23 protein-coding genes are annotated in these 25581 nt (G+C 60.8%); 15 read left to right on the forward strand and 8 right to left on the reverse strand.

The window, feature by feature from the left end; all coding sequences use genetic code 11:
* From M2400_RS22715 to queC, 4 genes are all read left to right on the forward strand, one after another.
* Complete coding sequence (locus M2400_RS22715) at positions 1 to 627, forward strand: cytochrome o ubiquinol oxidase subunit III (RefSeq protein ID WP_177040736.1); 627 nt, start codon at positions 1 to 3, stop codon at positions 625 to 627.
* On the forward strand, positions 627 to 962 hold the full coding sequence (cyoD, locus tag M2400_RS22720) for a cytochrome o ubiquinol oxidase subunit IV (protein WP_003216374.1): 336 nt from the start codon (positions 627 to 629) through the stop codon (positions 960 to 962). Before M2400_RS22715 ends, cyoD begins: the two co-directional genes overlap by 1 nt.
* Positions 963 to 973: 11 nt before the next feature.
* Positions 974 to 1861 (forward strand): heme o synthase, encoded by an 888-nt coding sequence (gene cyoE / locus M2400_RS22725; protein WP_003216376.1) that lies wholly within the window; start codon positions 974 to 976, stop codon positions 1859 to 1861.
* A gap of 191 nt (positions 1862 to 2052) precedes the next feature.
* Positions 2053 to 2745 carry a 7-cyano-7-deazaguanine synthase QueC gene (gene queC, locus M2400_RS22730; protein WP_259198295.1) on the forward strand — a complete coding sequence of 231 codons (693 nt, stop codon included), beginning with the start codon at positions 2053 to 2055 and terminating at the stop codon, positions 2743 to 2745.
* Between the two features lie 40 nt (positions 2746 to 2785).
* Here queC and M2400_RS22735 read toward each other — a convergent pair whose 3' ends face one another.
* Entirely contained in the window at positions 2786 to 3682 is an 897-nt protein-coding gene (locus M2400_RS22735) for a queuosine precursor transporter (protein ID WP_177040732.1), read from the reverse strand.
* Positions 3669 to 4274: a helix-turn-helix transcriptional regulator gene (locus M2400_RS22740; RefSeq protein ID WP_177079938.1), complete on the reverse strand. Its 606-nt coding sequence runs from the start codon at positions 4272 to 4274 to the stop codon at positions 3669 to 3671. The genes M2400_RS22735 and M2400_RS22740 overlap by 14 nt, the downstream gene beginning before the upstream one ends.
* Before the next feature lie 277 nt (positions 4275 to 4551).
* Here M2400_RS22740 and glyA point away from each other — a divergent pair, with 277 nt between their 5' ends.
* From glyA to M2400_RS22765, 5 genes are all read left to right on the forward strand, one after another.
* On the forward strand, positions 4552 to 5907 hold the full coding sequence (gene glyA, locus M2400_RS22745; RefSeq protein WP_259198235.1) for a serine hydroxymethyltransferase: 1356 nt from the start codon (positions 4552 to 4554) through the stop codon (positions 5905 to 5907).
* A 256-nt stretch (positions 5908 to 6163) separates the two neighbouring features.
* Entirely contained in the window at positions 6164 to 6700 is a 537-nt protein-coding gene (locus M2400_RS22750) for a sorbitol dehydrogenase family protein (RefSeq protein WP_259198239.1), read from the forward strand.
* Positions 6701 to 6714: 14 nt separating this feature from the next.
* Complete coding sequence (locus M2400_RS22755) at positions 6715 to 8304, forward strand: GMC family oxidoreductase (protein ID WP_259198240.1); 1590 nt, start codon at positions 6715 to 6717, stop codon at positions 8302 to 8304.
* 3 nt (positions 8305 to 8307) lie between these two features.
* Positions 8308 to 9750 (forward strand): cytochrome c, encoded by a 1443-nt coding sequence (locus M2400_RS22760; RefSeq protein WP_259198242.1) that lies wholly within the window; start codon positions 8308 to 8310, stop codon positions 9748 to 9750.
* Positions 9751 to 9899: 149 nt separating this feature from the next.
* Positions 9900 to 10985, forward strand: a complete 1086-nt coding sequence (locus M2400_RS22765) for a pyridoxal phosphate-dependent aminotransferase (protein WP_259198244.1) — start codon at positions 9900 to 9902, stop codon at positions 10983 to 10985.
* A gap of 137 nt (positions 10986 to 11122) precedes the next feature.
* Here M2400_RS22765 and M2400_RS22770 read toward each other — a convergent pair whose 3' ends face one another.
* The 3 genes from M2400_RS22770 to M2400_RS22780 all read right to left on the reverse strand — a co-directional run bounded on the left by M2400_RS22770 (position 11123) and on the right by M2400_RS22780 (position 13702).
* Positions 11123 to 11827, reverse strand: coding sequence for a hypothetical protein (locus M2400_RS22770; RefSeq protein WP_177116197.1), 705 nt, complete (start codon positions 11825 to 11827; stop codon positions 11123 to 11125).
* A 156-nt stretch (positions 11828 to 11983) separates the two neighbouring features.
* Positions 11984 to 12469 carry an N-acetyltransferase gene (locus tag M2400_RS22775; RefSeq protein WP_177040715.1) on the reverse strand — a complete coding sequence of 162 codons (486 nt, stop codon included), beginning with the start codon at positions 12467 to 12469 and terminating at the stop codon, positions 11984 to 11986.
* Between the two features lie 39 nt (positions 12470 to 12508).
* Complete coding sequence (locus M2400_RS22780) at positions 12509 to 13702, reverse strand: pyridoxal phosphate-dependent aminotransferase (RefSeq protein WP_259198247.1); 1194 nt, start codon at positions 13700 to 13702, stop codon at positions 12509 to 12511.
* Between the two features lie 224 nt (positions 13703 to 13926).
* Here M2400_RS22780 and M2400_RS22785 point away from each other — a divergent pair, with 224 nt between their 5' ends.
* Positions 13927 to 15951, forward strand: a complete 2025-nt coding sequence (locus M2400_RS22785; RefSeq protein WP_259198249.1) for a c-type cytochrome — start codon at positions 13927 to 13929, stop codon at positions 15949 to 15951.
* 149 nt (positions 15952 to 16100) lie between these two features.
* On the opposite strand, the gene M2400_RS22790 is transcribed toward M2400_RS22785, so the two are convergent.
* Positions 16101 to 18119 carry a TonB-dependent receptor gene (locus M2400_RS22790; protein WP_259198251.1) on the reverse strand — a complete coding sequence of 673 codons (2019 nt, stop codon included), beginning with the start codon at positions 18117 to 18119 and terminating at the stop codon, positions 16101 to 16103.
* A 310-nt stretch (positions 18120 to 18429) separates the two neighbouring features.
* Between M2400_RS22790 and M2400_RS22795 the strand changes: the two genes are divergently transcribed.
* A complete protein-coding gene (locus M2400_RS22795; protein WP_177133997.1) occupies positions 18430 to 18666 on the forward strand; it encodes a VF530 family DNA-binding protein in 237 nt (78 codons plus the stop codon).
* Between the two features lies 1 nt (position 18667).
* A complete protein-coding gene (locus M2400_RS22800) occupies positions 18668 to 19297 on the forward strand; it encodes a Pr6Pr family membrane protein (protein ID WP_177040707.1) in 630 nt (209 codons plus the stop codon).
* Between the two features lie 96 nt (positions 19298 to 19393).
* Here the strand turns inward: M2400_RS22800 and M2400_RS22805 are convergent, their stop codons facing one another.
* A complete protein-coding gene (locus tag M2400_RS22805; RefSeq protein ID WP_259198257.1) occupies positions 19394 to 20164 on the reverse strand; it encodes a siderophore-interacting protein in 771 nt (256 codons plus the stop codon).
* Positions 20161 to 20733 carry a PadR family transcriptional regulator gene (locus M2400_RS22810; protein ID WP_259198259.1) on the reverse strand — a complete coding sequence of 191 codons (573 nt, stop codon included), beginning with the start codon at positions 20731 to 20733 and terminating at the stop codon, positions 20161 to 20163. Before M2400_RS22810 ends, M2400_RS22805 begins: the two co-directional genes overlap by 4 nt.
* 447 nt (positions 20734 to 21180) lie before the next feature.
* On the opposite strand from M2400_RS22810, the gene M2400_RS22815 reads away from it, so the two are divergent.
* From M2400_RS22815 to M2400_RS22825, 3 genes are all read left to right on the forward strand, one after another.
* Complete coding sequence (locus tag M2400_RS22815) at positions 21181 to 21678, forward strand: CS1 type fimbrial major subunit (protein WP_259198261.1); 498 nt, start codon at positions 21181 to 21183, stop codon at positions 21676 to 21678.
* A gap of 109 nt (positions 21679 to 21787) precedes the next feature.
* Positions 21788 to 24307 (forward strand): TcfC E-set like domain-containing protein, encoded by a 2520-nt coding sequence (locus M2400_RS22820; protein ID WP_259198263.1) that lies wholly within the window; start codon positions 21788 to 21790, stop codon positions 24305 to 24307.
* Between the two features lie 9 nt (positions 24308 to 24316).
* Positions 24317 to 25579, forward strand: coding sequence for a hypothetical protein (locus M2400_RS22825; protein WP_259198265.1), 1263 nt, complete (start codon positions 24317 to 24319; stop codon positions 25577 to 25579).
* The last annotated feature ends 2 nt before the right edge of the window (positions 25580 to 25581 follow it).

The raw sequence follows: 25581 nt of genomic DNA on the forward strand, positions 1-25581 counted from the left end.
ATGTCGAACTTAGTGACCAATGCTGGACACGCCCATGTCGATGACCATGGGCACGATGACCATCACCACGACTCGGGGCCAATGACCGTATTCGGTTTCTGGCTCTACCTGATGACCGACTGCATCTTGTTTGCGTCGATCTTCGCGGTGTACGCGGTACTGGTAAACAACGTAGCGGGTGGCCCGTCGGGCCACGACATCTTCGAACTGCCTTACGTGCTCGGCGAAACCGCCTTGCTGTTGTTCAGCTCGATCACCTACGGCTTCGCCATGCTGGCCTTCTACAAGGGCAGCAAGAAAGGCGTCCTGAGCTGGTTGGCACTGACCTTCCTGTTCGGCCTGGGCTTCATCGGCATGGAGGTCAACGAGTTCCACCTGCTGATCTCCGAAGGTTACGGCCCGCACCGTAGCGGCTTCCTGTCGGCGTTCTTCACGCTGGTAGGCACCCACGGTCTGCACGTATCCGCCGGTCTGATCTGGATGGCGACCATGATGTATCAGGTCAACAAACATGGCCTGACCAACACCAACAAGACTCGCCTGAGCTGCCTGAGCCTGTTCTGGCACTTCCTGGACGTGGTCTGGATCTGCGTCTTCACCGTTGTCTACCTGATGGGGACTCTGTAATGGCTAATGCACATTCCCATGACAGCCACGATGACAGCCACGGCAGCGTCAAGTCGTACGCCATCGGCTTCATCCTGTCGGTCATCCTGACGCTGATCCCGTTCGGCCTGGTGATGTACCCAACCTTGCCGAAGTCGATCACCTTGATGATCGTCCTGGCGTTCGCGGTGATTCAGGTGCTGGTTCACCTGGTGTACTTCCTGCACCTGGACCGCTCCAAGGCTCAGCGCGATAACGTGATTGCGTTCGTGTTCGCAGGCTTGGTGATCCTCCTGCTGGTTGGCCTGTCGGTATGGATCATGTTCAGCATCCATACGTTCATGATGGCGAAGTGAGGTAAGACCCGATGTCGCTTAAGCACTTTATCCAAATCACCAAACCGGGGATCATTTTCGGTAACGTGCTTTCTGTGGCAGGCGGTTTCTTCCTGGCCTCCAAGGGGCATGTCGATCTGGCCATTTTCCTGGCTGCGATGATCGGCACGTCCCTGGTGGTAGCTTCCGGTTGTGTATTCAACAACTGCATCGACCGCGATATCGACATCAAGATGGAACGCACCAAGAATCGTGTGCTGGTGCAGGGCCTCATCTCCCTGAAACTGGCACTGATCTTCGCAACCATCCTGGGTATCGCCGGCGTAGTGTTGTTGTACAAGGTGGCCAACCCGCTGGCGGCGCTGTTTGCCGTGATCGGCTTTGTCATCTACGTCGGCTTCTACAGCCTCTACCTCAAGCGCAAGTCGGTTCACGGCACGCTGGTGGGCAGTCTGTCGGGGGCGATGCCGCCGGTGATTGGTTATGTGGCTGTGACCAATAGCTTCGACATGGCCGCACTGGTGCTGCTGGTGATGTTCAGCCTGTGGCAGATGCCGCACTCCTATGCCATCGCGATCTTCCGCTTCAATGACTACCTGGCTGCCTCGATTCCGGTCCTGCCGGTCAAGCGTGGCATCAAGGTCGCCAAGAAACACATCCTGCTCTACATCCTGGCCTTCCTTGTGGCGACCTTGATGTTGACCTTCAGTGGCTACGCCGGCATGAGCTACCTCGCCGTCGCCGCCGCCATGGGCATGTACTGGTTGTACATGGCCTGGACCGGCTACAAGGCGGTGGATGACACCGTCTGGGCACGCAAGCTGTTCGTCTTCTCGATCTTCACCATCACCGCCTTGAGCGTGATGATGTCCCTGGATTTCCAGGTGCCGAAAGAGTTGCTGCTGACGTACGCCCACTGAGTGGATGAAGTAAAAAAAGCCCCGCCTTCGTGAGAAGCGCGGGGCTTTTTTGTAGGAGCGAGCTTGCTCGCGAAAAACCAGAGGGCGCCGCGTTAAACCAGATACGCTGCGTTATCATTGACGTTTTTCGCGAGCAAGAACTAGGCGTCCCCCTTGCTCCTACACATGTGATAAATGCAGGAAGCAGAATGATGAGTAAAAAAGCCGTTATCGTCTTCAGTGGTGGGCAGGACTCCACAACCTGCCTGATCCAGGCCCTGCCGCTGTATGACGAGGTGCACTGCATTACCTTCGATTATGGCCAGCGGCATGTGGCGGAAATTGAAGTTGCACAGACGCTCGCCAAGCAACTGGGCGCCACCGTTCACAAGGTGATGGATGTGTCGCTGTTGAACGAGTTGGCCATCAGCAGCCTGACCCGCGACAACATCCCGGTGCCTACGGTGAACAGCTCGGGCGAAAGTTTGCCAAGCACCTTCGTACCAGGCCGCAACATTCTGTTTTTGACCCTGGCGGCGATCTACGCCTATCAGGTCAAGGCAGAAACCGTGATCACCGGCGTGTGTGAAACCGACTTCTCGGGCTACCCGGATTGCCGGGACGAGTTCGTCAAGGCGCTGAATAAAGCGCTGCAATTGGGCATGGAATACGATGTGCGCCTGCAGACGCCGCTGATGTGGCTGAACAAGGCCGAGACCTGGGCCCTGGCGGACTATCACCACCAGCTGGACCTGATCCGCAACCAGACCCTGACCTGCTACAACGGCATTATCGGCACCGGTTGTGGCAACTGCGATGCCTGCAACCTTCGTGCGCGGGGCCTGAACGACTACCTGGAAAACAAGGCTGCCGTCATGCAGAGCCTGAAAGGCAAGCTGGGTTGATGCGCAGCGTTCCCGTGCTGAGCACGGGAACGTTCACCGATCAGTTGGCTTGCTGCGCAGCCTGGTTATCGCCCGTGATGTAGCGCTTGAACAACGAGCGGGCGCCGTAGGCCGGCAGGATGTTGAAGAAGGCAAAGCAGACTTTGATCGCGATCTGCACGTAGATCATGTTCAGGATGTCGCTGGTCTGCATGGCACCGTAGAACGCGATGAAGCAGAACAGGAAGCTGTCGATAATCACCGCGAAAAACGTACTCAGGAAAATCCGCAGGAACAGGTACCTGGAGTTGGTCAGCTCCTTGATCTTGCACAGCAGGTACGAGTTTATGTTCTCCGACACCAGGAACGAGACCGAGGAGGCGATCAACACCGACGACACCTGGATGATCACGTCGTTGTAAGGCCCGTCGAGCTTCCAGCCGGGCAAGCCGGGGAGGAAGGTCGAGCCGTAGAGCAGGATGATGATCATCGCGTTGCTGGCAAACGCAAACAGGATCGCCCTTCGCGCCAGCCGGAGGCCGAACTGCTCGTTGAGCAAGTCCACGATCAGGAATGTCAGCGGGTACAGAAACGTGCCTGGGGTGACGATAATGCCCAGCGACTCCAGGTAAATCGGTTTGGTCGCGGCGATGCTGGTAAAGATATAGAACGTGAAGAGCAGCAGGTTCAGGATGATGTAAATCATCCATGAGTTCTCATTGCGGTCGTTGAGCTCGTACGCGGTGAGCGCCCCGCCCTGTGAATAGAACTTCTTGTACATGTTCTTGACTTCCATTTTGTTTAAATTGTCCATGATTTCGCTGTTCAGCACTTCGCTCAGCTTTACCCGAATGATCTTGCCCGTGGCGATCACCATGATCACCGCCAGGCTCTTGTCATTTTCGAACCCCAGCAGTTTGTATTTGCTGTTCTCGACTTCGTGTTCATACGTGGTCATTGAAGCGCTCCTCGATGATATCTCCCACCACACAGATACGATCCGAGCTCACACACGCTTCATCCGTGATGAATAGTTGTTTGCTGGCGCAGTCGTACACCAACTTTTCCTTGTCGTCGCTCGACGAGCCTTTCTGCACGATCAACAAATCCCCGGGCTCGTTGACGCCGGCAATTTCATGTTCCAGCAGAACAGCGATCAAGTTGTAGGAGGTGCCGAAGTAGTAGGTCAGCGGGTACAGCGTGGCGAGTTCGCCAATGCGCTTGTCCATGTTGGCCATGACCTGGCTTTGCTTGATGATCGGCACGGCAGCGGGGTTCATGTTTCCCTGGGGGGAAATACTGCTGTCGATGATCTCTTTTTCTTCAAAGTCGAGGGTCTCGATTTCTTCATAGGAGACGCCAAAGAAATCCGAGATCTTGCGGATGGTGGACTGCTGTACGTTGACGACCTTGCCTTCCAGGATGTTGTAGATCGTGGTTCTGGTCAGGCCGGCCGCGTTGCACAGCGACAGCTGCGTCTCTCCGCGGCTTTTGATCAGGTATTTGATATTGCTCTTCAAATACTCGGTGCGTTCTTTTCTATGGATCAAATGCCCACCACTTCCCTATGTTTTACCCCGAGCGTCCATTTTGGCCGGGGTTGCGTGCTTCGCCGCGGCGCGAAGTGTTGCACGCGCCCGCTACAAGAATAAAGACCGTGATCAGTTTTTTGGCGATTGGCCAGCATTCAGCCCCGGCACATGGGCCTTGTCCCCCTGTACCCGGCCAAAAAGAATCATTTAATTTGGAAAATGTTCATTTTTCTGCTTAATTGCCCTGCGCCCAACGGAAAGGCGTTCGTGATTTTCAGGGAAGGAACACAGGACTATGACAGTCAACACGCAGCCACTTACCCACCACGCCGGCCTGTTGCAACGAGGGTTGGCGGATTTGCGGGCAGAAGACGCGGAGCTGGCAGGGCTGCTGGATGCGGAGGTCACGCGCCAACACCAGACCCTGTCACTGTCTGCTTCGTCCTGCGCGGTGAAGCCGCATATCCTGGCGGCGTCCGCCTCGGTGCTGGTCAACGTGACCGCCGAGGGTGCCCTTGGCTGGCGTCATCACGCCGGCTGCGAGAATGCCGACCGGGTCGAATCCCTGGCTGTTCGCCGCGCCTGTCAGCTGTTCGGTGCGCAGTACGCCGGTGTGCAATCACACTCGGCATCAACCGCCCATTACCAGGTGCTGGCTGCCTTGCTGGAGCCGGGAGACACCGTGCTCGGCATGGCCACGGATCACGGCGGGCACTTGAGCCATGGCAGCCCGGTGGCGTTCACCGGCGCGTACTACAAGGCACTCAGATACGGCACCACGTCCAAGGGCGTGATCGACTACGAAGAGGTACGCACCCTGGCCCTGGCCCATCGCCCGCGGGTGATCATCTGCGGTGCGACGGCCTATTCACACTTCATTGATTTCGAACGGTTGCGCGCCATTGCCGACGAAGCCGGGTCGATCCTGCTGGCGGACATCTCGACCATCGCCGGCCTGGTCGCCACCGGGCGCCATCCAAGCCCGATCGACCTGGCCCACGTCACCACGCTGTGCACCCACCGGCAGCTGGGTGGCCCTCGTGGCGGCCTGATTCTTTCGGGCCGGGATGCCGAAACCAAGGTGCCCGGCCTGAAGACCACCTTCAGTCGCCTGCTCGACCAGGCGGTGTTCCCGCGGATGCAGGGCGCGCCGGCTTTCAACATGATTGCGGCGAAAGCGGCGGCGTTCGGCTACGCCATGTCGGCGGAATTCGACGCCTGGATGGCACGGGTTCGCACCACCGCTGATGAACTCGCCAGTGCATTTCAGGCGGGAGACTACGAGGTGGTGGGCGGGCGCAGTGAAAACCACTCGGTGCTGATTCGCTTGCGCGGGGGCATCACCGGCGCCATCGCCCAGGCGGCGCTGGAGCAGTGCGGCATCCTCGTGGACAAACATCGCGCACCGGGGGAGACGCGCCCGTCGTTCGTCGCCAACGGCTTGTGCATCGGCAGCGTTTCCCTGGCGCAACGCCACATCGATGCCGAGGGATGCCGCGAGGTGGTCGACCTGGTGTGCCGGGTACTCGACGCGGTCACGCCCTTGGGCGAGCACAAGTACGCCCTCGACGCTGCCGTACAGAAAACCCTGTATTTACAGGCCCAGACCTTGTGCGCGAAATATCCCCTGGCGAGTTACCTGCATAACTGAGCAAACATCCAAACGGATGTTTCATGTTATTACGGGATCAATTGCTGTACGGTGTTTAAGCGGCTGTTATAGACGGTCGCGCTATTGCTCATATCCATAATTAACAAGCTGCACGACAGCTTGGCGTTCTCCTGGCAGTTATAAAAAGGGCTCTTAAAGTCCGTTCAACCTCCGTGAACGAAGTACTCAGCCTTTTGCAGTGAAGTCGAACTTGGCCGATGCGCCGATAGTTGTTCGACTCATGAGGAGATATCCCGTGATAACCCGAAGAAAACTCCTTTATTCAGGCGCAGCCTTGACCGGTGCCGGCCTGTTCGCCCCGCTGTGGGCCGGTGTTGCGCTGGCGCAGGACGTCAGCAGCGCCGCCACTGACGACATTGAATCGTTCCGCCAATTGTCGATGTTCCTCCTCGAACGCACGAGTGTGGATGCCGCCTTGTCCTTGCGCATCCTGGCCCAGTGCACCCAGAACGACCCTGCGTTCCCCCAGAAGATCAAAGCCTTGTGGAGCAAGGTTGGCCAGCATCACCTGCGCAGCGTCAGCCAGTTGTCCGGCAGCCCGTTCTACCGCGACCCGGTGGTCAAGGACACGACGCAGAAAATCGTCTCGGCCTGGTACCTGGGCTACACCGGCACGCCGGTGTCCCTGCGCGCCACCGACGGCACGCGGCTGGTGACCTTCACCGGCGCCCTGGCCTACGCGCCGACCGCGGATGCCACGGTGATCCCGACGTACTCCCGGGGAAAAACCAATTACTGGGTTAATCCTCCGGCCACGCTGGCCAACGACTAAGACAAGGCACTTTTATGAATCAGGATTTTGACGCCGATGTCATTGTGGTTGGCTCCGGCGCATTAGGCAGTAACGCAGCATTTGAATTGGCCAAACACGGCAAGTCGGTGATTATTCTGGAAGCGGGTGAACATATTCCTCGCTGGAAGATAGTCGAGAACTTCCGTAATTCGTCGAACAAGGGCAATTACAACTCGCCGTATCCGAATGAGCCGTGGGCCCATCATTCTTATGATGAGCAATACATCGAGAACACCGGTTCTTTCGAGTTCCGCCCCGGCATGTTGAAACTGGTGGGCGGCACCACCTGGCACTGGGCGGCGGCGTGCTGGCGTTACTTGCCCAACGATATGAAGCTCAAGACCCTGTACGGCGTAGGTCGCGACTGGCCGCTGGAATACAGCGAGCTGGAACCCTATTACGTGCGCGCGGAAATTGCCCTCGGTGTCTGCGGCAGCGACACCCAGGACCAGAGCGGGCAGGGCGGCGGCGCTTTCCCGCCGCGCTCAAGCCCCTATCCGATGGCGCCGGAAGGCGATACCTACCTGTTCCAGCGCCTGCGCGAACGCATGGCCCCGGCCGGGTATCACTTTATCCATGAGCCCAACGGCCGCGCCACCGAACCCTACGACGGGCGCCCGGCATGCAGCGGCAACAACAACTGCATGCCGGTGTGTCCCATCGGCGCGATGTACAGCGGCGATGTGCACGCCCGCCACGCCGAACAGGCCGGCGCCAAGCTGATCACCGACGCCACCGCCTACAAGCTGGAAAAAGGCGCGGACGGCAAGATCGTCGCGATCCATTACCGCAGCTCTACCGGCGCCGATGTGCGGCTCACCGCCAAGTACTTCATCGTCGCCGCCCATGGCCTGGAAACCCCCAAGTTGCTGCTGATTTCCGAGGTGGCCAACTCCTCCGACCAGGTCGGTCGCAACCTGATGGACCACACTGGCCAGGGCCTGCAATTTATCGCCGACGAACCGTTGTGGCCGGGACGCGGGGCTGTGCAGCAGGGCGGGATTTTCAACCGCCGTGACGGTGAGTTCCGCAAGGAACGGGCTTCGGTCAAACACTCGATCTCCAACAACGTGCCCAACATCGCCGTGGCCAAGCGGCTGATCGCCCAGGGCGTGTACGGCAAGGAGCTGGACGAGCGCATCCGCCACGACGCGGCGCGTTGGGTCGACGTGTCCACCGTGTATGAAACCCTGCCGTTGCAGACCAACACCGTGCGCCCGAGCCGCACCCGCAAGGACGCCCTGGGCATCCCGATGCTGGTGGTCAACTACGAGGTGGGCGACTACGTGAAGGCGGCCAAGGCCGGCGTCACCGAAGACTATGCGCATTTCGTGCAACTGATGGGCGGCACGGTGGTGGAAGACAACACCGGCTACCAGAACCGCGACCACCTGATGGGCACTGTGATCATGGGCGCCAACCCCAAGGACTCGGTGGTCAACCACGAGTGCCGCACCCACGACCACGCCAACCTGTTCCTCGCCACCACCGGGGTGATCCCGGCCTCCGGCACCATCAACCCGACGCTGGCCGGCGTGGCGCTGAGTATCCGTATGGCCGACATCATTGCGCGGGAGGTCTAGGTCATGGGGTTGCTTAAATTTCCGTTGCTGGCCTTGCTGCTCACCGCGTTGCCGGTGTTTGCCGCTGAAGACACCGCCGCGCTGATCCAGAAAGGCGCCTATGTGGCCCGTGCCGGCGACTGCGAAGCCTGTCACCGTACGGCTGAAAACGGCGGCGCGCCGCTGGCCGGTGGGTATGTGATCGACTCGCCCATGGGCAAGATCATCTCCAGCAACATCACCCCGTCCAAGGCCTACGGCATTGGCGACTACACCGAGCAGCAACTGGCCGACGCCTTGCGTAAAGGCATCAATGCCAAGGGCCAGCACCTGTACCCGGCGATGCCTTACACCTCATACCAGGGCATGAGCGATGACGACATCCACGCCTTGTACGTGTACCTGCAACAGGGCGTCAAAGCCGTGGACCAGCCAGTGCCGGAAACCCACCTGGCGTTCCCGTTCAACATCCGCCAACTGATGTTCGGCTGGAACCTGGTGTTCCTCGACAGCCAGGGTTTTGTGCCCAAGCCCGGCGCCACCGAACAGACCCGCCGTGGCCAGTACCTGGTGGACAACCTCGCCCACTGCGGCGCCTGCCACACCCCGCGTAACGCCCTGATGGCCGAGGACAACAGCCAGTACCTGGGCGGTGCGAAACTGGGAGGCTGGGTTGCGCCCAACATCACCTCCGACAAGGTCAGCGGCCTGGGGGACTGGAGCGATGACGACCTGGTCAACTTCCTGAAAAACGGCCACCTCGCCGACAAGGCCCAGGCCGCAGGCGGCATGGCCGAAGCGGTGGAAAACAGCTTCCGCTACCTCAGCGACAGCGACCTGCATGCCATGGCTGCCTACCTGCACACCGTGCCGCCGATCCGCGATCCTGGCCAGACTGAGCGGGTGGTGCGTAAAGTCACGCCGGTGGACATGAGCACCCTGGAAACCGGCCAGGGCGACCAGGCCTCACTGGCCGATGCCACCGGCATGGATGGCGCACGCCTCTACAACTCGGCGTGCTCCAGCTGCCATGGCCGCGATGGCCAGGGCAGTGCAGACAAGTTCTACCCGTCCCTGAGCCTCAACACCGCGCTCAACGGCAACCAGGCCAACAACCTGGTGATGGCGATCATCGCGGGCATCGACCGCAAAGGGGCCGACGGCGCCGTAAGCATGCCGGCCCTGGGCGGCGACCTGGACGACGCGCAAATCGCCGCCATTGCCAACTACAGCCTGCAAACCTTCGGCAACCCGGCGCTGAGCGTCAGTTCCGCAGAAGTGACCAGCCTGCGTCGGGGTGGGGATGCGCCGTTGTTGATCACCGCCATGCCGTACCTGCTGTGGGGCGGTGGTTTGGTGGTGTTGGTGCTGATCATCGTGCTGGTGCTGTGGCGGCGGCATCACAAACACCTGCGGGAAGTGGAGGCCAAGCGGATTGCGCTGAACCGGCGCTTTCATTCCAAGTAGGTAGAAACACAAAAGCCCCGCCTTCGATATGAAGCGCGGGGCTTTTTGTTGGCCGGGTAAATTACCGGATGTTTTCCTCGTCATACCCCATTGTAGGAACGGGGGCGAATCCCGCACCTGAAGCTGCGAGCCGACAAGGAGAGGTCTTCATGGTCAACGTGAGTCGTCGTTCCCTGATCGCACTGGGCGCGGCCTTGCCGTTGCTGGGGCGCCTGGACTGGGCAGAGGCAAGCCCTGCCGCTGCGTCGTCCGAGGTACTGCTCAACTACAACGAAAGCCCCTACGGCCCATCGCCGGCCGCGCGGCAGGCCATGCAGCGCGGCATTGCCGTTTCGGGGCGCTATCCGTACCCGGACATGTACGCGCTGGCCGAACAATTTGCCCAGCAGCAGGGGATTTCCGACGAACAGGTGGCGGTGTTCGCCGGCTCCATGGCCGCGTTGCGTTACGCGGTGCTGGCGTTTACCAGCGAAACTCGCAGCCTGGTGATGGCCACGCCTTCCTACGAAGTGCCGCGCCAGGCCGCCGAGTCACGCAAGGCCAGGGTGCATGAAGTGGACCTTGCCGCCGACCATGCCCACGACCTTTCCGCGATGCTCGCCGTTGACCGCCAGCCCGGCCTGATCTACCTCTGCAACCCGAACAATCCCACCGGCACCCTCACGCCTGCGAAGGCCATTGAGCAGGCCCTGGCGAACAAACCCAAAGGCAGCATTTTGCTGGTGGACGAGGCCTATATCGACTTCAGCGATGCGCCCAGTTGCGTGGCCTGGGTCAAGGACCATGACGACTTGCTGGTGTTGCGTACGTTCTCGAAAATCTATGGCCTGGCCGGCGCGCGCCTGGGGCTGGCCATTGGTCATCCGGCGTTGCTGGAACAGTTGGCGGTGTTTGGCGGGGACAACGTGCCGGCCGCGGCCAGCTTGCTCGCCGGCCGCGCGAGCCTCGCGGATGCGCAACTGGTGCCTGCGCGCAAGGCGCTGAATACACGGTTGCGGGATGAGACGGTGGCCTGGCTGAAAAACCGGGGATTCACCTGCACGGTGTCTCACAGCAACTGCTTCATGATTGACGTGCGCCGTCCGGCGGAGCAGGTCATCGAGCGGCTGGGTGAACAGGGCGTGAAGATTGGGCGCGTGTGGAAAAACTGGCCGCAGTGGGTGCGGGTCACCGTGGGCAACGCTGAGGAGATGCAGCGGTTTCGCGAGGTGTTTGCGGCTCAGGTCGTAGGCTGAATTTGCGGGGGCGCAGGGTCAATGTGGGAGCTGGGCTTGCCCGCGATGCAGGCACCTCGCAGTGTCAGGTGCAACGAGGTGATGCTATCGCAGGCAAGCCAGCTCCCACACAAGCCCGCTCCCACATTCAGATCGAGTTACTGCTGGGCGATGCTGTACCCATCAAACGCGGTCTGCTGCTGCAGCGCGGTGATGATGCTTTTACGCGTCAGTGGCTGCTCGGCGCCCGAGTTATCCACAAAGGTTTCAACTTCCAGTTCCGCCTCGTCACCTTCACCCACAAAGCTGAAACCGAGGAACTCAAACGCCTCGCGATCGACATTCGGCTTGGAGCGCGGCGAACGCATCGGCAGGGTGACGCTGATGCCGTCCTTGCTGATGGCGAACACTTCCGCTTCCTTCTTCGGGCGGGAAGCCTTGCCTTTGCCGGCGCTCGGGTTGCTGATGGCCTGGTGGGTCTGGTTCAGCACCTTGAGGGCCAGGCCGTAGACCAGCTCCTGGAACTGCGGGTCGTCCTTGAAGCTGGACAGGATGCGGCTGATGGAGAACTTGGTGTTGAGGTCTTCGAGGGCGGCGTTGTCGGCGGCTTCGGCGTCCTTGAGCTGCTTGAGCTCGCCCATCAGGTCGTAGGCCTTGTCGTCGTCGAAAGCGTCATGGGCCTGGCGGATGGCCACGCGCAGTTCGCGGATCTGGTCGCTTTCCTTGGAGGTGTGGAACGCGTCCAGCACCATCTCGCTGATGGTCTTGGCCGCCGGCACGTGCTGTGAAAGATTGATGGCGTTTTCGTATTCAGCTTTGGATTGCAAGGCGACTACGGATTCTTCGGTACGGGAATCAGACATTGAAATTTCACTACTTCAGTAAACGGGGAGACGGGAAAAGCGTCGCGCATTTTCAGCGGGGAGGGGGATCAGGTCAAGGCAGCACAATGCCCTCATCGCGGCTGAATGACGCCAACGCCCGTCGCAGCTTGATCGCCCGCCGGCTTGTCCACCGATTTAACCGAGGCGCTTGCCCATTTCGAAGGCGCGCTTTTCATAGCCCAACTCTTCATACAGCCGCTGGGCCGGTTCGTTGAAGGCCCAGACGGTCAGGCGCAGATCCCCGGCGCCCTGGCGGATCGCCCAGCGTTCGGCGAGTGTCATCAGTTCGCGGCCAATGCCCTGGCCACGTTGTGCCTCCAGCACGCAGATCGAGCCGATCCGGGCGACGCGCAGCGGTTGCAGCAACGGGCTGGCCGTCTCGATGATCTGCGCGGTGATAAACCCGACCCCCGCACCCTGCCGCTCGGCCAGAAACACCGCCTGGACCCGGCTGGTGAGGCAGGGCCGCCAATGGGACTGGTCGCGCTCCACCTGGTCGGTGGCGTCACGGTAGATATCGGGCCGTTCCTGGTGGTGCAGGCGGTTCAGCGGCTGGCCGAGCACGCACAGGGTGTGCAGGTCGTCCAGGTGGGCCTGGCGATAGGTCAATCCTTGAGACATGGCAGTCCTTCGAACGGGGCAAAGGGCGTGTTATGCCTGTTATCGGCGAACACGTAAAGTGGCCCCAAGCCCTTCAACGAACCCGGCAATGCGTCGGCAAGCTTCCTTGAGCGTGTCATCGGCGACGGTAAACGACACCCTTACAAACCCTTCGGCGCTGGGGCCAAAGGCCTGGGCGTCCAGCACCGATACGCCGGTCTGGCGATACAGTTGCCAGGCAAAGTCCCGGCCCGTAAGCCCTGTACGGCGCACGTCCACGAGCATGAACATACCGGCCTGGGGGACTCGGCAGTCCAGCGCACTGATTGCACGCAACTCGTTCACCACCAGGTCACGCCGGCGCCGATACACCGTGCGGGCATTGCCGACCAGGGCTTCATCCAGTTCCAGTGCCTTGATGGCCGCCGCCTGGATAAACCCCGGCAAGCCATAAAGCATGCACAGCAGCAGGTTCTCCAGATGGCTGATCAACGTCGGCGGGCCGACCACCCAGCCTACCCGCCAGCCGGTCATGGCGTGGCTTTTCGACAGGCTGTTGAGCACCACCGTACGTTCGGCCATGCCGGGCAATGAGCTGATGCTCAGGTGTTGCTCGTCATAGACGAGCTGGCCGTACACCTCATCGCAAATCACCCACAGGTCATAGGCGCGTGCCACTTCGGCAACGGCTTCCAGCTCTTCGCGGCTGTAGACATTCCCGGTGGGGTTGCACGGTGTGGCGAGGGCGATGCCCCGGGTCTTGTCGGTAATGGCGGCTTGCAGCGCGGTGCGGGTCAGGCGAAAGCCGTTGGCAGCCGGTTGCTCGACGGTTGTGAGGCGTGCCCCCGAGGCATGGACACAGGCTTCGTAGGTCAGGTACATCGGCGCTGGCACCAGCACTTCATCGCCGTGGCTGAACAGGCACAGGCAGGCCGCAAACAGGCCATTCTGCGCGCCGGCTACCAGGGCAATATTGTCGGCGTGCACCGCAACCCCTTGCAGCAGGCTCTGCCTGGCGGCGATAGCCTCCCGCAGTTTCGGGCGACCGAGCACATGGGTGTAATGGGTGTCGCCAGCGCGCAGGGCATCGACAGCGGTTTCGCATATCGCGTTGTCTGTGGCGAAGTCCGGGTCGCCGACACTGAGCACAATCACGTCTTCGCCGCGATGCTGGGCTTCGGCGGCGGTGTAGTGAATATCCCAGGCACTGACGGACTCGCCGCCAATGCGCGCGACAAAGGGTGAATAACGCATCCTTGCTCTCCTCGCCGACATCGATGCCCGCGTTAATTAGCCAACGTGAGTTCCACTGTAGAACATCGCGCCTGATCCACATCAAGGGCCGCCCGCAAAAAATCCGCTACAACGAAGCTGGGGCTGACCATGCCCCGGTTATCCGCCTGATGACCCAATAAAAACGATTGCAGACCTGCGCCGAGGGGACCACCCCAGGCCCGGGTTATTAAAGGAATAGTGCGATGATTGTTCCCCTGTCACGTCTGGGCCTTGTGGGGGTGATGCTGTGTCTGTCTCTTCCCCTGCACGCCAACCAAGCCGACCCCACGCTGATCGAACAGGGCAAATACGTTGCCCAACTGGGCGACTGCATCGCCTGCCACACCGCCAAGCAAGGCGCGCCCATGGCGGGCGGGCTGGAGCTGAGCACGCCGATGGGCACGATTTATTCGAGCAACATCACCCCGGATCGCGACACCGGCATCGGCCAGTACACCTTCGAACAGTTCGACCGGGTAATGCGTGAAGGCGTGACGCCGGCGGGGCAGAACCTGTACCCGGCGATGCCGTATCCGTCCTACGCGAAGATGAGCGAAGACGACATGCGTGCCTTGTTCGCCTACCTGATGCAGGGCGTGGAGCCGGTGAGCAAACCCAACCTGGACGCCGAGATGGGCTTCCCGTTCAACCAGCGCTGGGGCCTGGCGTTGTGGAATTTTGCGTTCCTCGACACGCAAGCGTTCGTGCCTGACCCCGCAAAGGATGAAGTGCTCAACCGTGGCGCCTATCTGGTCCAGGGCCTTGGCCACTGCGGCTCCTGCCACACCCCGCGTGGCATCGCGTTCCAGGAAAAAGCCTTGAGCGATGCCGGCCGCAGCGGTCGGCATTACCTGGCCGGGGAGACCGTCGAACACTGGCGTGCCCTGAGCCTGCGCAACCTGTGGACGGTGGACGACACCGTGCAATTGCTCAAGACCGGGCAGAACCGCTTTGCCACGGTCTCCGGCAACATGGCCGATGTGATTCACCACAGTACCCAGCACTTCACCGATGCCGACTTGACGGCCATCGCGACCTATTTGAAATCCCTGCCGCCGGGCAAGGACGACCTGCCGATGCCCGCCGTGGCCCACGAACCCGTCGCGCCGCCGCAGGACCTGTTCACCAGCCGTGGCGGCCTGGGTTATATGCAGTTTTGCAGCGACTGCCACCGCAGCGACGGGGGCGGGGTGAAAGGCTTGTTCCCACGGCTGGCGGGCAACCCAGGCGTCGCTTCGAACAACCCGACCTCACTGCTGCACATCACCCTTACCGGCTGGGAAACCGCTGAGACGGCAACCCATCCACGGGTCTACACCATGCCGGGGTTTGCCCGGCTGGCGGATCAGGAGATCGCTGAAATCCTCAGCTTTGTGCGCAGCAGTTGGGGCAACGAAGGCACGCCCATCACGGCTGCCCAAGTGAAAAAAATGCGCGGCCAGCTCAACCCGGTCACCACTGATTCTTCAGCGTTTGAAACCCCGCGCCTGGCTGAATTGTTGGCGGCGCCGAATGCTGATCAGGTGGTACGCGGCATGCGCTTGCACCTGCAAACCAAGGAGCTGCTGCCCAATAACGTGGGCAACTCGCTGAACTGCACCAGTTGCCATCTCAACGCAGGCACCGTGGCAGATGGTTCGCCGTTTGTGGGCGTCTCGGCGTTTTTTCCCAGCTATGCGCCGCGTGCGGGCAAGGTGGTGAGCCTGGAAGAGCGGATCAACGGCTGCTTCCGGCGCTCGATGAACGGCAAGCCATTGCCCCCGGAATCGGCGGATATGCAGGCGATGGTGGCTTATTTCGACTGGATGAAAAACAACACTGAACCGGAAGACAAAGTGGCGGGGCGCGGAGTAGGCAAGGTCGACCCGGCGATCAAGCCGGACATGGAGAATGGCAAGCAGGTGTACGCCAGGCAATGCGCGGTGTGCCATGGCGACAATGGCCAGGGTTTGACGCGGGCGGATGGCGAGCTGGTGTACCCGCCGTTGTGGGGCGAGCAGTCGTTCAATATCGGGGCGGGGATGGCGCGGTTGTATACGGCGGCGGCGTTCGTCAAACGCAATATGCCGATCGGCTTCCACGAGAAATTCCCGTTGGGGCAGGGCGGTTTGTCGGATCAGGAGGCGGTGGATGTGGCGGCGTACTTCTCCCAACAACCTCGCCCGGATTTCCCGGACAAGGTTAAGGATTGGCCTAAGGGAGGTAAGCCGGTGGATGCGCGGTACTAGCTAAGCGTTAGCACCGCGACTGTAGCAACGGTGCTTATTGTGGCGAGGGAGCTTGCTCCCGCTGGGCTGCGCAGCGGCCCCAAAATAGTAGGAGCGCTACGCACTCCAGCGGGAGCAAGCTCCCTCGCCACAGAGGTTTCAATCAGCTTTTAGAAGGTGGTACGCAGACCCACCTGCACACTCCGCCCCGGTGCCGGGGCAATGTCCCGCAGGATCGAACTGGCATACCGCACGGTCTGGTTCGTCAGGTTCTCACCGTTCACAAACGCCAGCCACTGGCTGCCACCCACATTGAAGCGGTAGCCGGCGCTGGCACCCAAGGTGGTGTAGCCGTCGGTGCCGCTTTCGTTATCCGGCACCCGGCCCTGGCCCGCCGCATGCTCCACATCAATCCGCGCCTGCCAGCGATCCAGCTCCCACAACAAGCCGCTGTTCAAACGCAACGGCGCAATCCGTGGCAGCGCTTCACCCGTGTCCAGGTTGGTAGCGCGGGTGTAATCACCCGACAGCTCCAGTGCGAACTTGCCGTAGGCGCCTTCTCCCAGCTTGATGTGGTCCTGGGCTTCAAACCCTGTGAAACGCGCACGCACGCCGGAGTATTTGTACTCAGGGATGCCGCCGGCGTCTTCCTCGCCTTCGTCATTCAAGGTACGACCGCTGCCCAGCAGGCCGATGTAGTTGGAGAAGTGGCTGTAGAACACCCCGAAGCTGCCCTTGTGGGTGCCATTGTCAAAGCGCAGTGCCAGGTCGCTGGACACGGCTTTTTCCTTCGACAGGTTGGCGTCCCCCAGCTCGTAGGTGCCGGTGGCGACGTGGGCGCCGTTGGCATACAGCTCGTAGAACGTCGGGGCGCGTTCGGTGTAGCCGAGGGTGGCGGCCAGGGACCAGATCGGCGTCAGCGTATACACCGCGCCGGACGACAGGCTGCCGGCGGTGAAGTCGGCGGACTTGTTGGCATTGGCGAAGCGCTCGTTGCCTTTGCCGTCCGGGTCGACGTTGGTGTGTTCCAGGCGCCCGCCGAGGCTCAGCTTGAGGCGCTCGGTAGCCTGCATTTCTTCGAGGATAAACAGCGCGCCGGCATTGGTGTCGGTCTGCGGCACGAAGGCTTCTTCACCGAGGGCCGAGAATTCATTGCGGCTGACCTGCGCGCCCACCACGCCGTTGAACGGCCCGATTGGCAAGTGCCGGGCTTCAACCCGGGCTTCGTAGCCCTTGTTCTTGAAGGTGGTGCCGGTCTCGCCGCCTTCGATTTCCATGTGCTTGTAGTCGGTGTAGCCGGCGTCGAGTTTGACCGAGGTGAACGGGCCTTGCAGGTTGCGGATCTCGGACGCAAAGGCGTAGTGATCCTGCTTCATGCGGATGCGCACGTCCTGCTCGGCCGGGGAGCCGTAGTTGCTGTCGTAGTTGCTGTAGGACAGCCCGGCGTAACCGTCGTCCCAGGTGTAGGAACCGCCGACCGCGCCGCCGTCCTGACGCCCGTTGCTGTTGCCCAGGCGGCCGTTCTTGCCTTCGCCGTCTTCACTTTCCGGTGCGTGGCGGCTGCGGGCAAAACCGGGGATTTTCAGGTCGTTGAATTCCCGCGCGCTGGCGTCCAGGTGCAGGGCGAAGGTGCCATTGCCGGCTTCCAGTTTGCCTGCACTGCTGCGGGTGGTGTCGGCGCCGCCGTAGCGCAACTCACCGGCACCGTGGATGCCTTCGATGGCTTCGGTGGGGATGCGGTTGTCGAAGGTGTTGACCACGCCGCCGATGGCGCTGCCGCCATACAGCAGGGCGGCCGGGCCGCGCACGATTTCGATGCGGTCGACGTTGACCGGGTCCAGCGGCACGGCGTGGTCATAGGACAGCGACGAAGCGTCCAGCGCGCCGACGCCGTTGCGCAGGAGGCGAATGCGGTCGCCGTCCTGGCCACGAATGATCGGCCGGCTGGCACCCGGGCCGAAGTACGACGAAGACACGCCGGGCTGCTTGTTCAGGGTTTCACCCAGGCTGCCTTTTTGTTGCAGGGTCAGGTCATCGCCTTCCAGCACAGTGGTGGGCGAGGCGAGGGTTTCGCTGCCCAACGGGTTGCCGGTGATGACTTGGGGTTGCAGCTCCAGGGCGTTGGCCTGGGAGGTGATCAACAGGGCGGCGGCCAGCGGGGTGAGGCGCCAGAGAGAAGAGAGGGACATCGGTCGTTCCTTGGCAAACGGCAAAAAAGAGAAGGCTGAAGACGGTAAGGGATTCGATACCCTTTGATAGTTATCGTTACAATATAACATCACTTTTTTCCCTGCCAAGGGGAACTTTCCCGAAAACCCTGTAGGAGCCGGCTTGCCGGCGATGGCGTTCCCGTGAGCGCTGCAGGGCTCCAGACCGCCATCGCCGGCAAGCCGGCTCCTACAGGTTTATGCGTCTACAGTTAAAGCGGTGCTTCCACCGGCCCGGCCCGTCCGCTAAGGTGCGCGGCTTCGTTTTCTTCTTTTTTGCAAAAGGCCCGGCATGACCGCGACAAACAAAGACCCACTGCACGGCGTCACCCTGGAACAGGTCCTCACCGCACTGGTGGCGCATTACCAATGGGAAGGCCTGGCCGAGCGCATCAACATCCGCTGTTTTTCCAGTGACCCGAGCATCAAGTCGAGCCTGTCGTTCCTGCGCAAGACGCCGTGGGCACGGGAGAAGGTCGAAGGCTTGTACCTGAAGTTGATGCGCACCAAACGGCCGGTTGAGGACTGAGGTGAAACGTCACCTTATCGGCCTGGCAGCCCTCGGCGGTTGGGCTGGCCTGGCGCTGCAGCAGTACATCATTTTCTATTTCCGCTGGATTGATGGCGCCAGCCTGTTGCCAGGCCTGGTGAATTTTTTCAGCTTCTTCACCGTGCTCACCAACACCCTGGTGGCGGTGGTGTTGACCCATGCCTGGGTGCAACGCCAAACCGCGGCGAGCCGGTTTTTTCTCGGGCCCGTGGTGAGCAGTGGGATTGCCGTGAGTATCGTCGTGGTCAGCCTCGCCTACAGCCTGTTGCTGCGGCATATGTGGGCGCCTGCGGGCGTGCAGTTTGTGGCGGACGAGTTGCTGCACGACGTGATGCCGCTGGTGTTCGTGGTGTATTGGTGGTGCTGCGTGCCCAAGGGCAGCCTGCGGCTCAGGCACATCGGGCTGTGGGTGATTTACCCGCTGGTGTACTTCGCCTATGCGTTGTTGCGCGGGTATGTGTGGGGGCTGTATCAGTACCCGTTCATTGATGTGGACACGCTGGGTTATCCACAGGTGTTTATCAATGCCGGGGGGATTCTGGCGGGGTTCGTGCTGGTGGCGTTGGCCGTGGTGGGGCTGGATAAATTTCTAGCCAGACCACGCGGTTAATGTGGCGAGGGAGCTTGCTCCCGTTGGGGCGCGTAGCGGCCCTAAGCTTTTGGGGCTGCTGCGCAGCCCAACGGGAGCAAGCTCCCTCGCCACAGGTTATTCGTCGCTGCCGTCGGCGCGCCAGTAACCCACGGCCTTGAGCGCGTCTTCATTGATCTGGTGCGTGTCCAGCAGCACCCGCCGTACCTGGCGTGACAGCTTGGCTTCGGTGGCGACGAAGCTGTACAGCGAACCGCTCGGCAGGGTCAGGTTACGCACTGTTTCCACCAGGTCATCCTGGCCGCGTATTACCCAGATCACTTCCACATCGGCGGCACTGTTCAGTGTCTGCTGTTCCGCCGCATTCGCGATTTCAACCACGGCCAACACCATGCGCCCGGCCGGCAACTCGTCCAGACGACGGCCGATGGCGGGCAGTGCGGTTTCATCGCCGATCAGCAGGTAGCTGTCGAAGATATCCGGCACGATCAACGAGCCCCGTGGCCCGCCGATGTACAGGCGCTGGCCGACTTGAACCTGATCGGCCCAGGTGGACGCAGGGCCGTCGCCGTGCAGCACGAAGTCGATGTCCAGCTCGTTGTTCGCCAGGTCGATGCGACGCGGGGTGTAGTCGCGCATGGCGAGGTACTCGGCATCCTTGATACTGAACGTCGGGCTCTCCAGTGCCGCCACTTCGGCGGCGTTCTGCGGGAACAGCAGCTTGATGTGATCGTCGCTGCCCAGGCTCACAAACCCCGTCAACTCAGGGCCGCCCACAGTGATGCGGCGCATGCGCGGGGTGATATCGACCACCCTCAGCACCTCCAGGCGGCGGCGTTTGATCTCGTGCATGACGCGGTGGATTTCGAGTTTGTTGGGTTCAGTCATTGGGCTTGCTCCGGTACGGGTTGAACAGCCGGGCCGTCGACGATGGCCTGGGCCGTGGTGTTGAGCAGGGCGGCCACCCGGACGATTTCTTCCGGGCTCCAGCGTCCGTGGTGCAGTTGCAAGGCATGGCGCAGGTTGTGCACCGCCTCGTGAATTTCGGCGGGGCGGTCGTGGCCGCGCAGGGAGCGCTTGCTCACGTCGATACGCATGCGTACGCCTTCCAGGGCAATGGCTTGCTCACTTAAGGAAAGACGTCCGGCGTCGGTGATTGTGTAGCGTTTTTTTCCGCCCTCGGCGTCGCCGGTGATCAGTTCGCTTTCTTCAAGGAACGTCAGGGTCGGGTAGATCACGCCGGGGCTGGGGCTGTAGGCGCCGTCGAACAGGCCTTCGATCTGGCGGATCAGGTCGTAGCCGTGGCACGGCTGTTCGGCGATCAACGCCAGCAGCAGCAGTTTCAGGTCGCCGGGGGCGAAGACCCGTGGGCCGCGGCCGCCGCGTTCGCGGCCCGGGCGTTTTTCGAAGCCGTCGCGGCCGTCACCGTGCGGGCGGTGGGAATGAGGGTCTCTCATGGTCAATGCTCTCTCGTTTGGTTAGACATAACTTAAGATATATCTTTTGTGGCGGGCAAGCTCACCTGACGAGCGGTCGAAGGCAGGATGGCAAAAAATGGAACTAAGGCCGTCAAAGAATCACCAACTGATCTATACAGGGAGCAAGTAAGTAGAACCAAAGTGCTCATGTATTTATGTATTGTGCAAACTAGAGAGGCTTGTAGTATTTTGCTTACAGGTGATTCCATGACTAACAAAACTGTCATGTAGTCTAGTTCTTACGGTCAATGACGGGCTTTGTTCGTATTCCGGTTTTTTTCAACTGGCCAATTGTATTATTTGGCTACGTGTTTATCGGAGTTGCCCGACTTAATCTTTCCAAGTTCTTGTAGATACTGTTGTGGCGTTCAACCAGCCCCTCGGCTGTTCACGCACTCTCAAACTGAAATCTACAGGTACTTAGACATGTTCAAAACTTCGGTAATCGCCGCTTCCCTGGCCGTCTCGCTGCTGGGTGCCGGCAGTGTCTTTGCTGCGGGCGAAGCCACCAGCACCATCAACATCTCTGCAAACATCCCCACCAAGCAGTTCCATGCCCAGCCTCGCGATCCGAACTTCGGTGTGGCGGAAACCATGAACTACAACACCATCACGGGCAATTTGAACACCTTGCGCGCTGTCTACGATGTGAAAAACACCGATGGCCACATCGCGGCGTACATCGAAGGCGGCCCGGCATCGCTGTCCAATGGCAGCAGTGCAATCGCGCTGACCACCACCTTCAACGGCGTTACGCTGGACGGTACGTCGAAGCAAGTGGTCGATGATGCATCGTCGACTCCTGGCACCCAGGCCGACATGGTGATCACGCCTGCCAAACCCGCAGACACCCAAAACGGCCTGTTCACCACCAGCATGGTCGTGGTGTTCGACAGTGTTCCGCGGGTACCACCGGCGCCATAACGGGTAACTAAGAAAGCGCGTTGCTTCTTAGCCTTTTCCGATCGGCAGGGCACTTGCCGGTCGATCGGTCTTTATTGATCTGGTCGTTAGAAAGTTGAGTATTTCTTTCATGTTCCCGATGACTCCCATCGCGGCAGCGCTTGCCTTATTGATGTGCGCAAGTGCATGGGCCGCTCCCGGCGGTACAACACCCAGAAGTTTGTTGGCTCAAGCCAAAGGCTTGCCGGCAGACTTTGAAGAACACTTCTTTGACGTGCCCCTGGCAGTACGGGTGGAACTGGACCAACATTTTATTGGTGAGGCGATGGTTGTCCTGTCTCGAGACGATCGCCTGACCTTGCTGAATTTTACCGACCATCAGGAAAGTTCATTAAAACCCCACCAGCACGATACCTGGGACGCTTACCTCAAGCAGGGTGTGGCACTGGGTGCCTGTGAGCGCAACTGCCCGGAGGGCTTGCTGGCGGTGCACTACAACCTGGAAAACTCGCTGGTTTCTTTGCTCACTGAAAGCGCCGAGCGTGAAATTGAAGCTCGCCGCTACTACGACTTGCCCGCCGATGGCAGCCATGGCCTGATCGTGCGTAATCAGTTGAACCTCAACGGTGGCCAGGGCGAGGCGCTGGGCGGGCGTTATGGCCTGGAGGCCAGCAGCAGCCTGGGCAACTGGAGCCAGGCGCTGAACATGCAGTTCTCGCGCCTCGGCGGCCCCGACGAAAACAAGCTGTACCACTCTGTGTACGAGCTCTACACCCAGCGTGAGCTGGAGGGTAATTTTTTCCGCCTGGGCTACTTTACCCCCAGTTCCGAAGGCCTTACCCGCCAGATCCGTACGTTCGGTTCTGCTCCCGACACCACCATCGGCGTGATGTATGGCAGCTCCGACAGCCTGGCGGTCAACAACCCAAAGCCCAGTGTCTACCCTGTCTATGTCACCGCCAACCGCCAGGGTTCGGTGGAGATTTACCGCAACGGCCTGTTGATCAATACCCAGCAGGTGGCGGCGGGTTTGCAGAGCCTCGACACCCGCTCGTTGCCCGGCGGCATCTACGAGGTGGAAGTGCGTCTGCTGGAGGATGGCATCGTCACCAGCACCACCTCGGAGCTGGTGTACAAGCCCAACAATTGGCGCAACAACGATGAGCGTTGGCGCTACAACCTGTTTGCCGGGCGTGAAAGCGGTTTGCTCAGTAACTGGGAACGCCAGTCCGGCGACCAGCTGACCGCCGGTGCGTCGATCAATTACCTGGCCCATCCCCGGGTGATTCTCGGCTTGTCGGGGCGCCAGGTGCAGGACACGCTGCAACTGGGCACCTCCATCGACTGGAGCCTGGCCGAAACCGCCAGCCTGTACGCCAACATCTACCAGACCGAAACCTACGGCACCGGTGTCGACCTCAACGGACTCTACGCTTACCGTTCCGGCAGCATCGTGTTCAACCACACCCGCAGTTGGCTGGACACCCGCGACAGCTATGACACCCTGCCCGACGGCACCCGCATTCGTCATGCCCGAACCTTTACCGGGCAGACCAGCAACTCCTCGCTGTCCCTCAACCATCGCCTTGACGCCAAGAATTCCCTGAGTACCCGGGTGTCCCACAGCACGGGTAACACCGAGGGCGTCGGCGTGGACCTGGGGTGGAACCAGCGCACCTTTTTGTTTGGCAGCGATGCCAACTGGCGCCTGTCGCTGTTTGACCGCCCCGGCAGTTTCAGCAGTGGCAGCCAGCGCAATCGCGGTATCGACTTCAGCATGAGCCTGGCCCTCGGGGGGCCGGGGGAGCACTGGTCGGGCAGTATCGGCACCCGCACCGCCCGCGAGGGGGGGCGCGACAACAACGGTTCGCTGACCTACCGTCGCGACCTGCAAGGCCACTTCCTGCAAAGCGTATCCGCCACGGCCCTGGCCGATGTGTATGGCGCAGGGCTGTCGGGCATGGCCAGCTTCCAGACTGACGGCCTGTACGGCGATGGGTTTTTCCAGCGCTCCTCGTTCAACGGCAACCTCACCGGTGGCCTCAATCTGGACAACACCTTCGCCGTGGGCGGGCAAAAGATGGTCCTTACCAGCCAGCACCACGGGCGCGGCGCGGGGATGATCATTGATGTCGAGTCCGACGTCGACGATATCGTCCTCCACGCCGACGACCTCACCGGTGGCGACACCGTGCTCAAGCCGGGCCGCAACTTCATCCCGCTCACGGCCTACAAGAACAGCTCGGTAAGCTTCGATTTTCACGGCAACCACGGGCCGGCCGCGACCATCCAGCCGCCCCGCATTGCGTATCACATGAACAAGGGCGGGGTGGACTACCGCAAGGTCAACGTGATGCGCACCGTGACGGTGCTCGGTCGGCTGATCGACCCCCAGGGCCAGCCGCTCAAGGGCCACCACATCATCAACCACGCCAGCCGCGGGGTGAGCGAGGTGGACGGGTTTTTCTCCATGGAAATGAACGCCGGCTCGCCGACCCTGGAAGTGCGCCATGGCAACCAGTTGCTGTGCCAGTTCCGCCTGGACACGGCCAACGCCCGCAGTGAAAACAATGTGTTGATGATCGGGGACTTGCGTTGCACGCCGGACACGTTGGCCGAGACCTCCCCGAACACAGCGAGGGCGGGTTAAGTGATTGCCATGAACAAACCATGTGGTGAGGTGAACCTGGTATTTCTCTGTCTTATGGGCAGTGTACTGGGCGGCCTTGCACTGCCGGTCGCGGCGGCGGTAATGGAGATCCGCGCTGAGTTCAAGCCAGACCCTGCCAAGCCTCATCTGAATATTTTTGAAAACAAAACGCCCTCAACGGGTTATTGCTCCGTAAACATTCTTGCGTGCGAGTTGGCGGGAATGTTCAGTTTGGCGCCGTCGCTGGTATTCACGTCTTCTGCTGCCATTGCTGCTTTTCACCCGTCACCCCGGCAGGGAGCAATGTTGAATGTTCCGGCCCAGTGGCGTGATTTGACCGTCGTGCGCAGCGAAACCGGTGCGACTGAAACCGTTCGCGTGCGTATTTCCGGGTTTGGTTCAACGGTTCGTTTGCCGGACGACGTTGTCAATCTTGTTGGCGGTGGCGTGTCGGACTTTCAGGCTCACGACATGTTGTGGACCGGGTCAAACTGGACGACAAGTGCGGCGCCCCCCTGCAGGCTGCTCTCAAATGGTTCGAGGGGGAATTTCAGCTTCACCTATTTCTGGCTGACGCCGGTGGAGGCGGTGTGTGCCCGGCAGGCGCGGTTCAATCTTGCCTCGTTGAGTTATGAGAGGGTGAGCTTTGCCTATGAGCTGGTCACGCCCAACCCATTAGGGATGTCCACCGGAGAGTACACAGGCAGCCTGACGTACACCGTCGGCCCGGGAAAAGACTTCGACCTGGGCGACATCATGCTACCCAGCGACAGCGAGCTGACCCTGAACTTCACCCTGGATGTGCAGCATCTGCTCAAGATCGAATTGCCGCCCGGCGGCAACAAGGTCGAGCTGGTGCCCCAGGGCGGCTGGCAAGCGTGGCTGAGCCAGGGGCGCCGGCCCACGCGTCTGTTCCGTGACCAGACCTTCAATATCTGGTCGTCCGGGCGCTTCAAGATGGAGCTGCAATGTCAGTTCCCCGTGGGCAATACCTGCGGCCTGCAAGCGCCTTCGGGTGAGACCGTGCCGTTGAATGTCGCCGTCAGCCTGCCCTTCGGGCTGGGCGATGAAACCGGCCAGAAGGTCGACCGTCGGCCCTTGCTGCTCGATGGCAGCGGTACCCGTGTGTTCAGCCCCACGTATTACCTGGAGCGCCGACCGGGAACCCTGCATTTCGAAATCCCGGCCAGCGCGATGGAACCGATGTTTTTGCCGGAGGCACCTGATCGTTACTCGGGTACCGCTACTGTGATTTGGGATTCGGAAGTCTAATC

The organism is Pseudomonas sp. BIGb0558 (assembly GCF_024807515.1).
Lineage (GTDB): Bacteria > Pseudomonadota > Gammaproteobacteria > Pseudomonadales > Pseudomonadaceae > Aquipseudomonas > Aquipseudomonas yamanorum_A.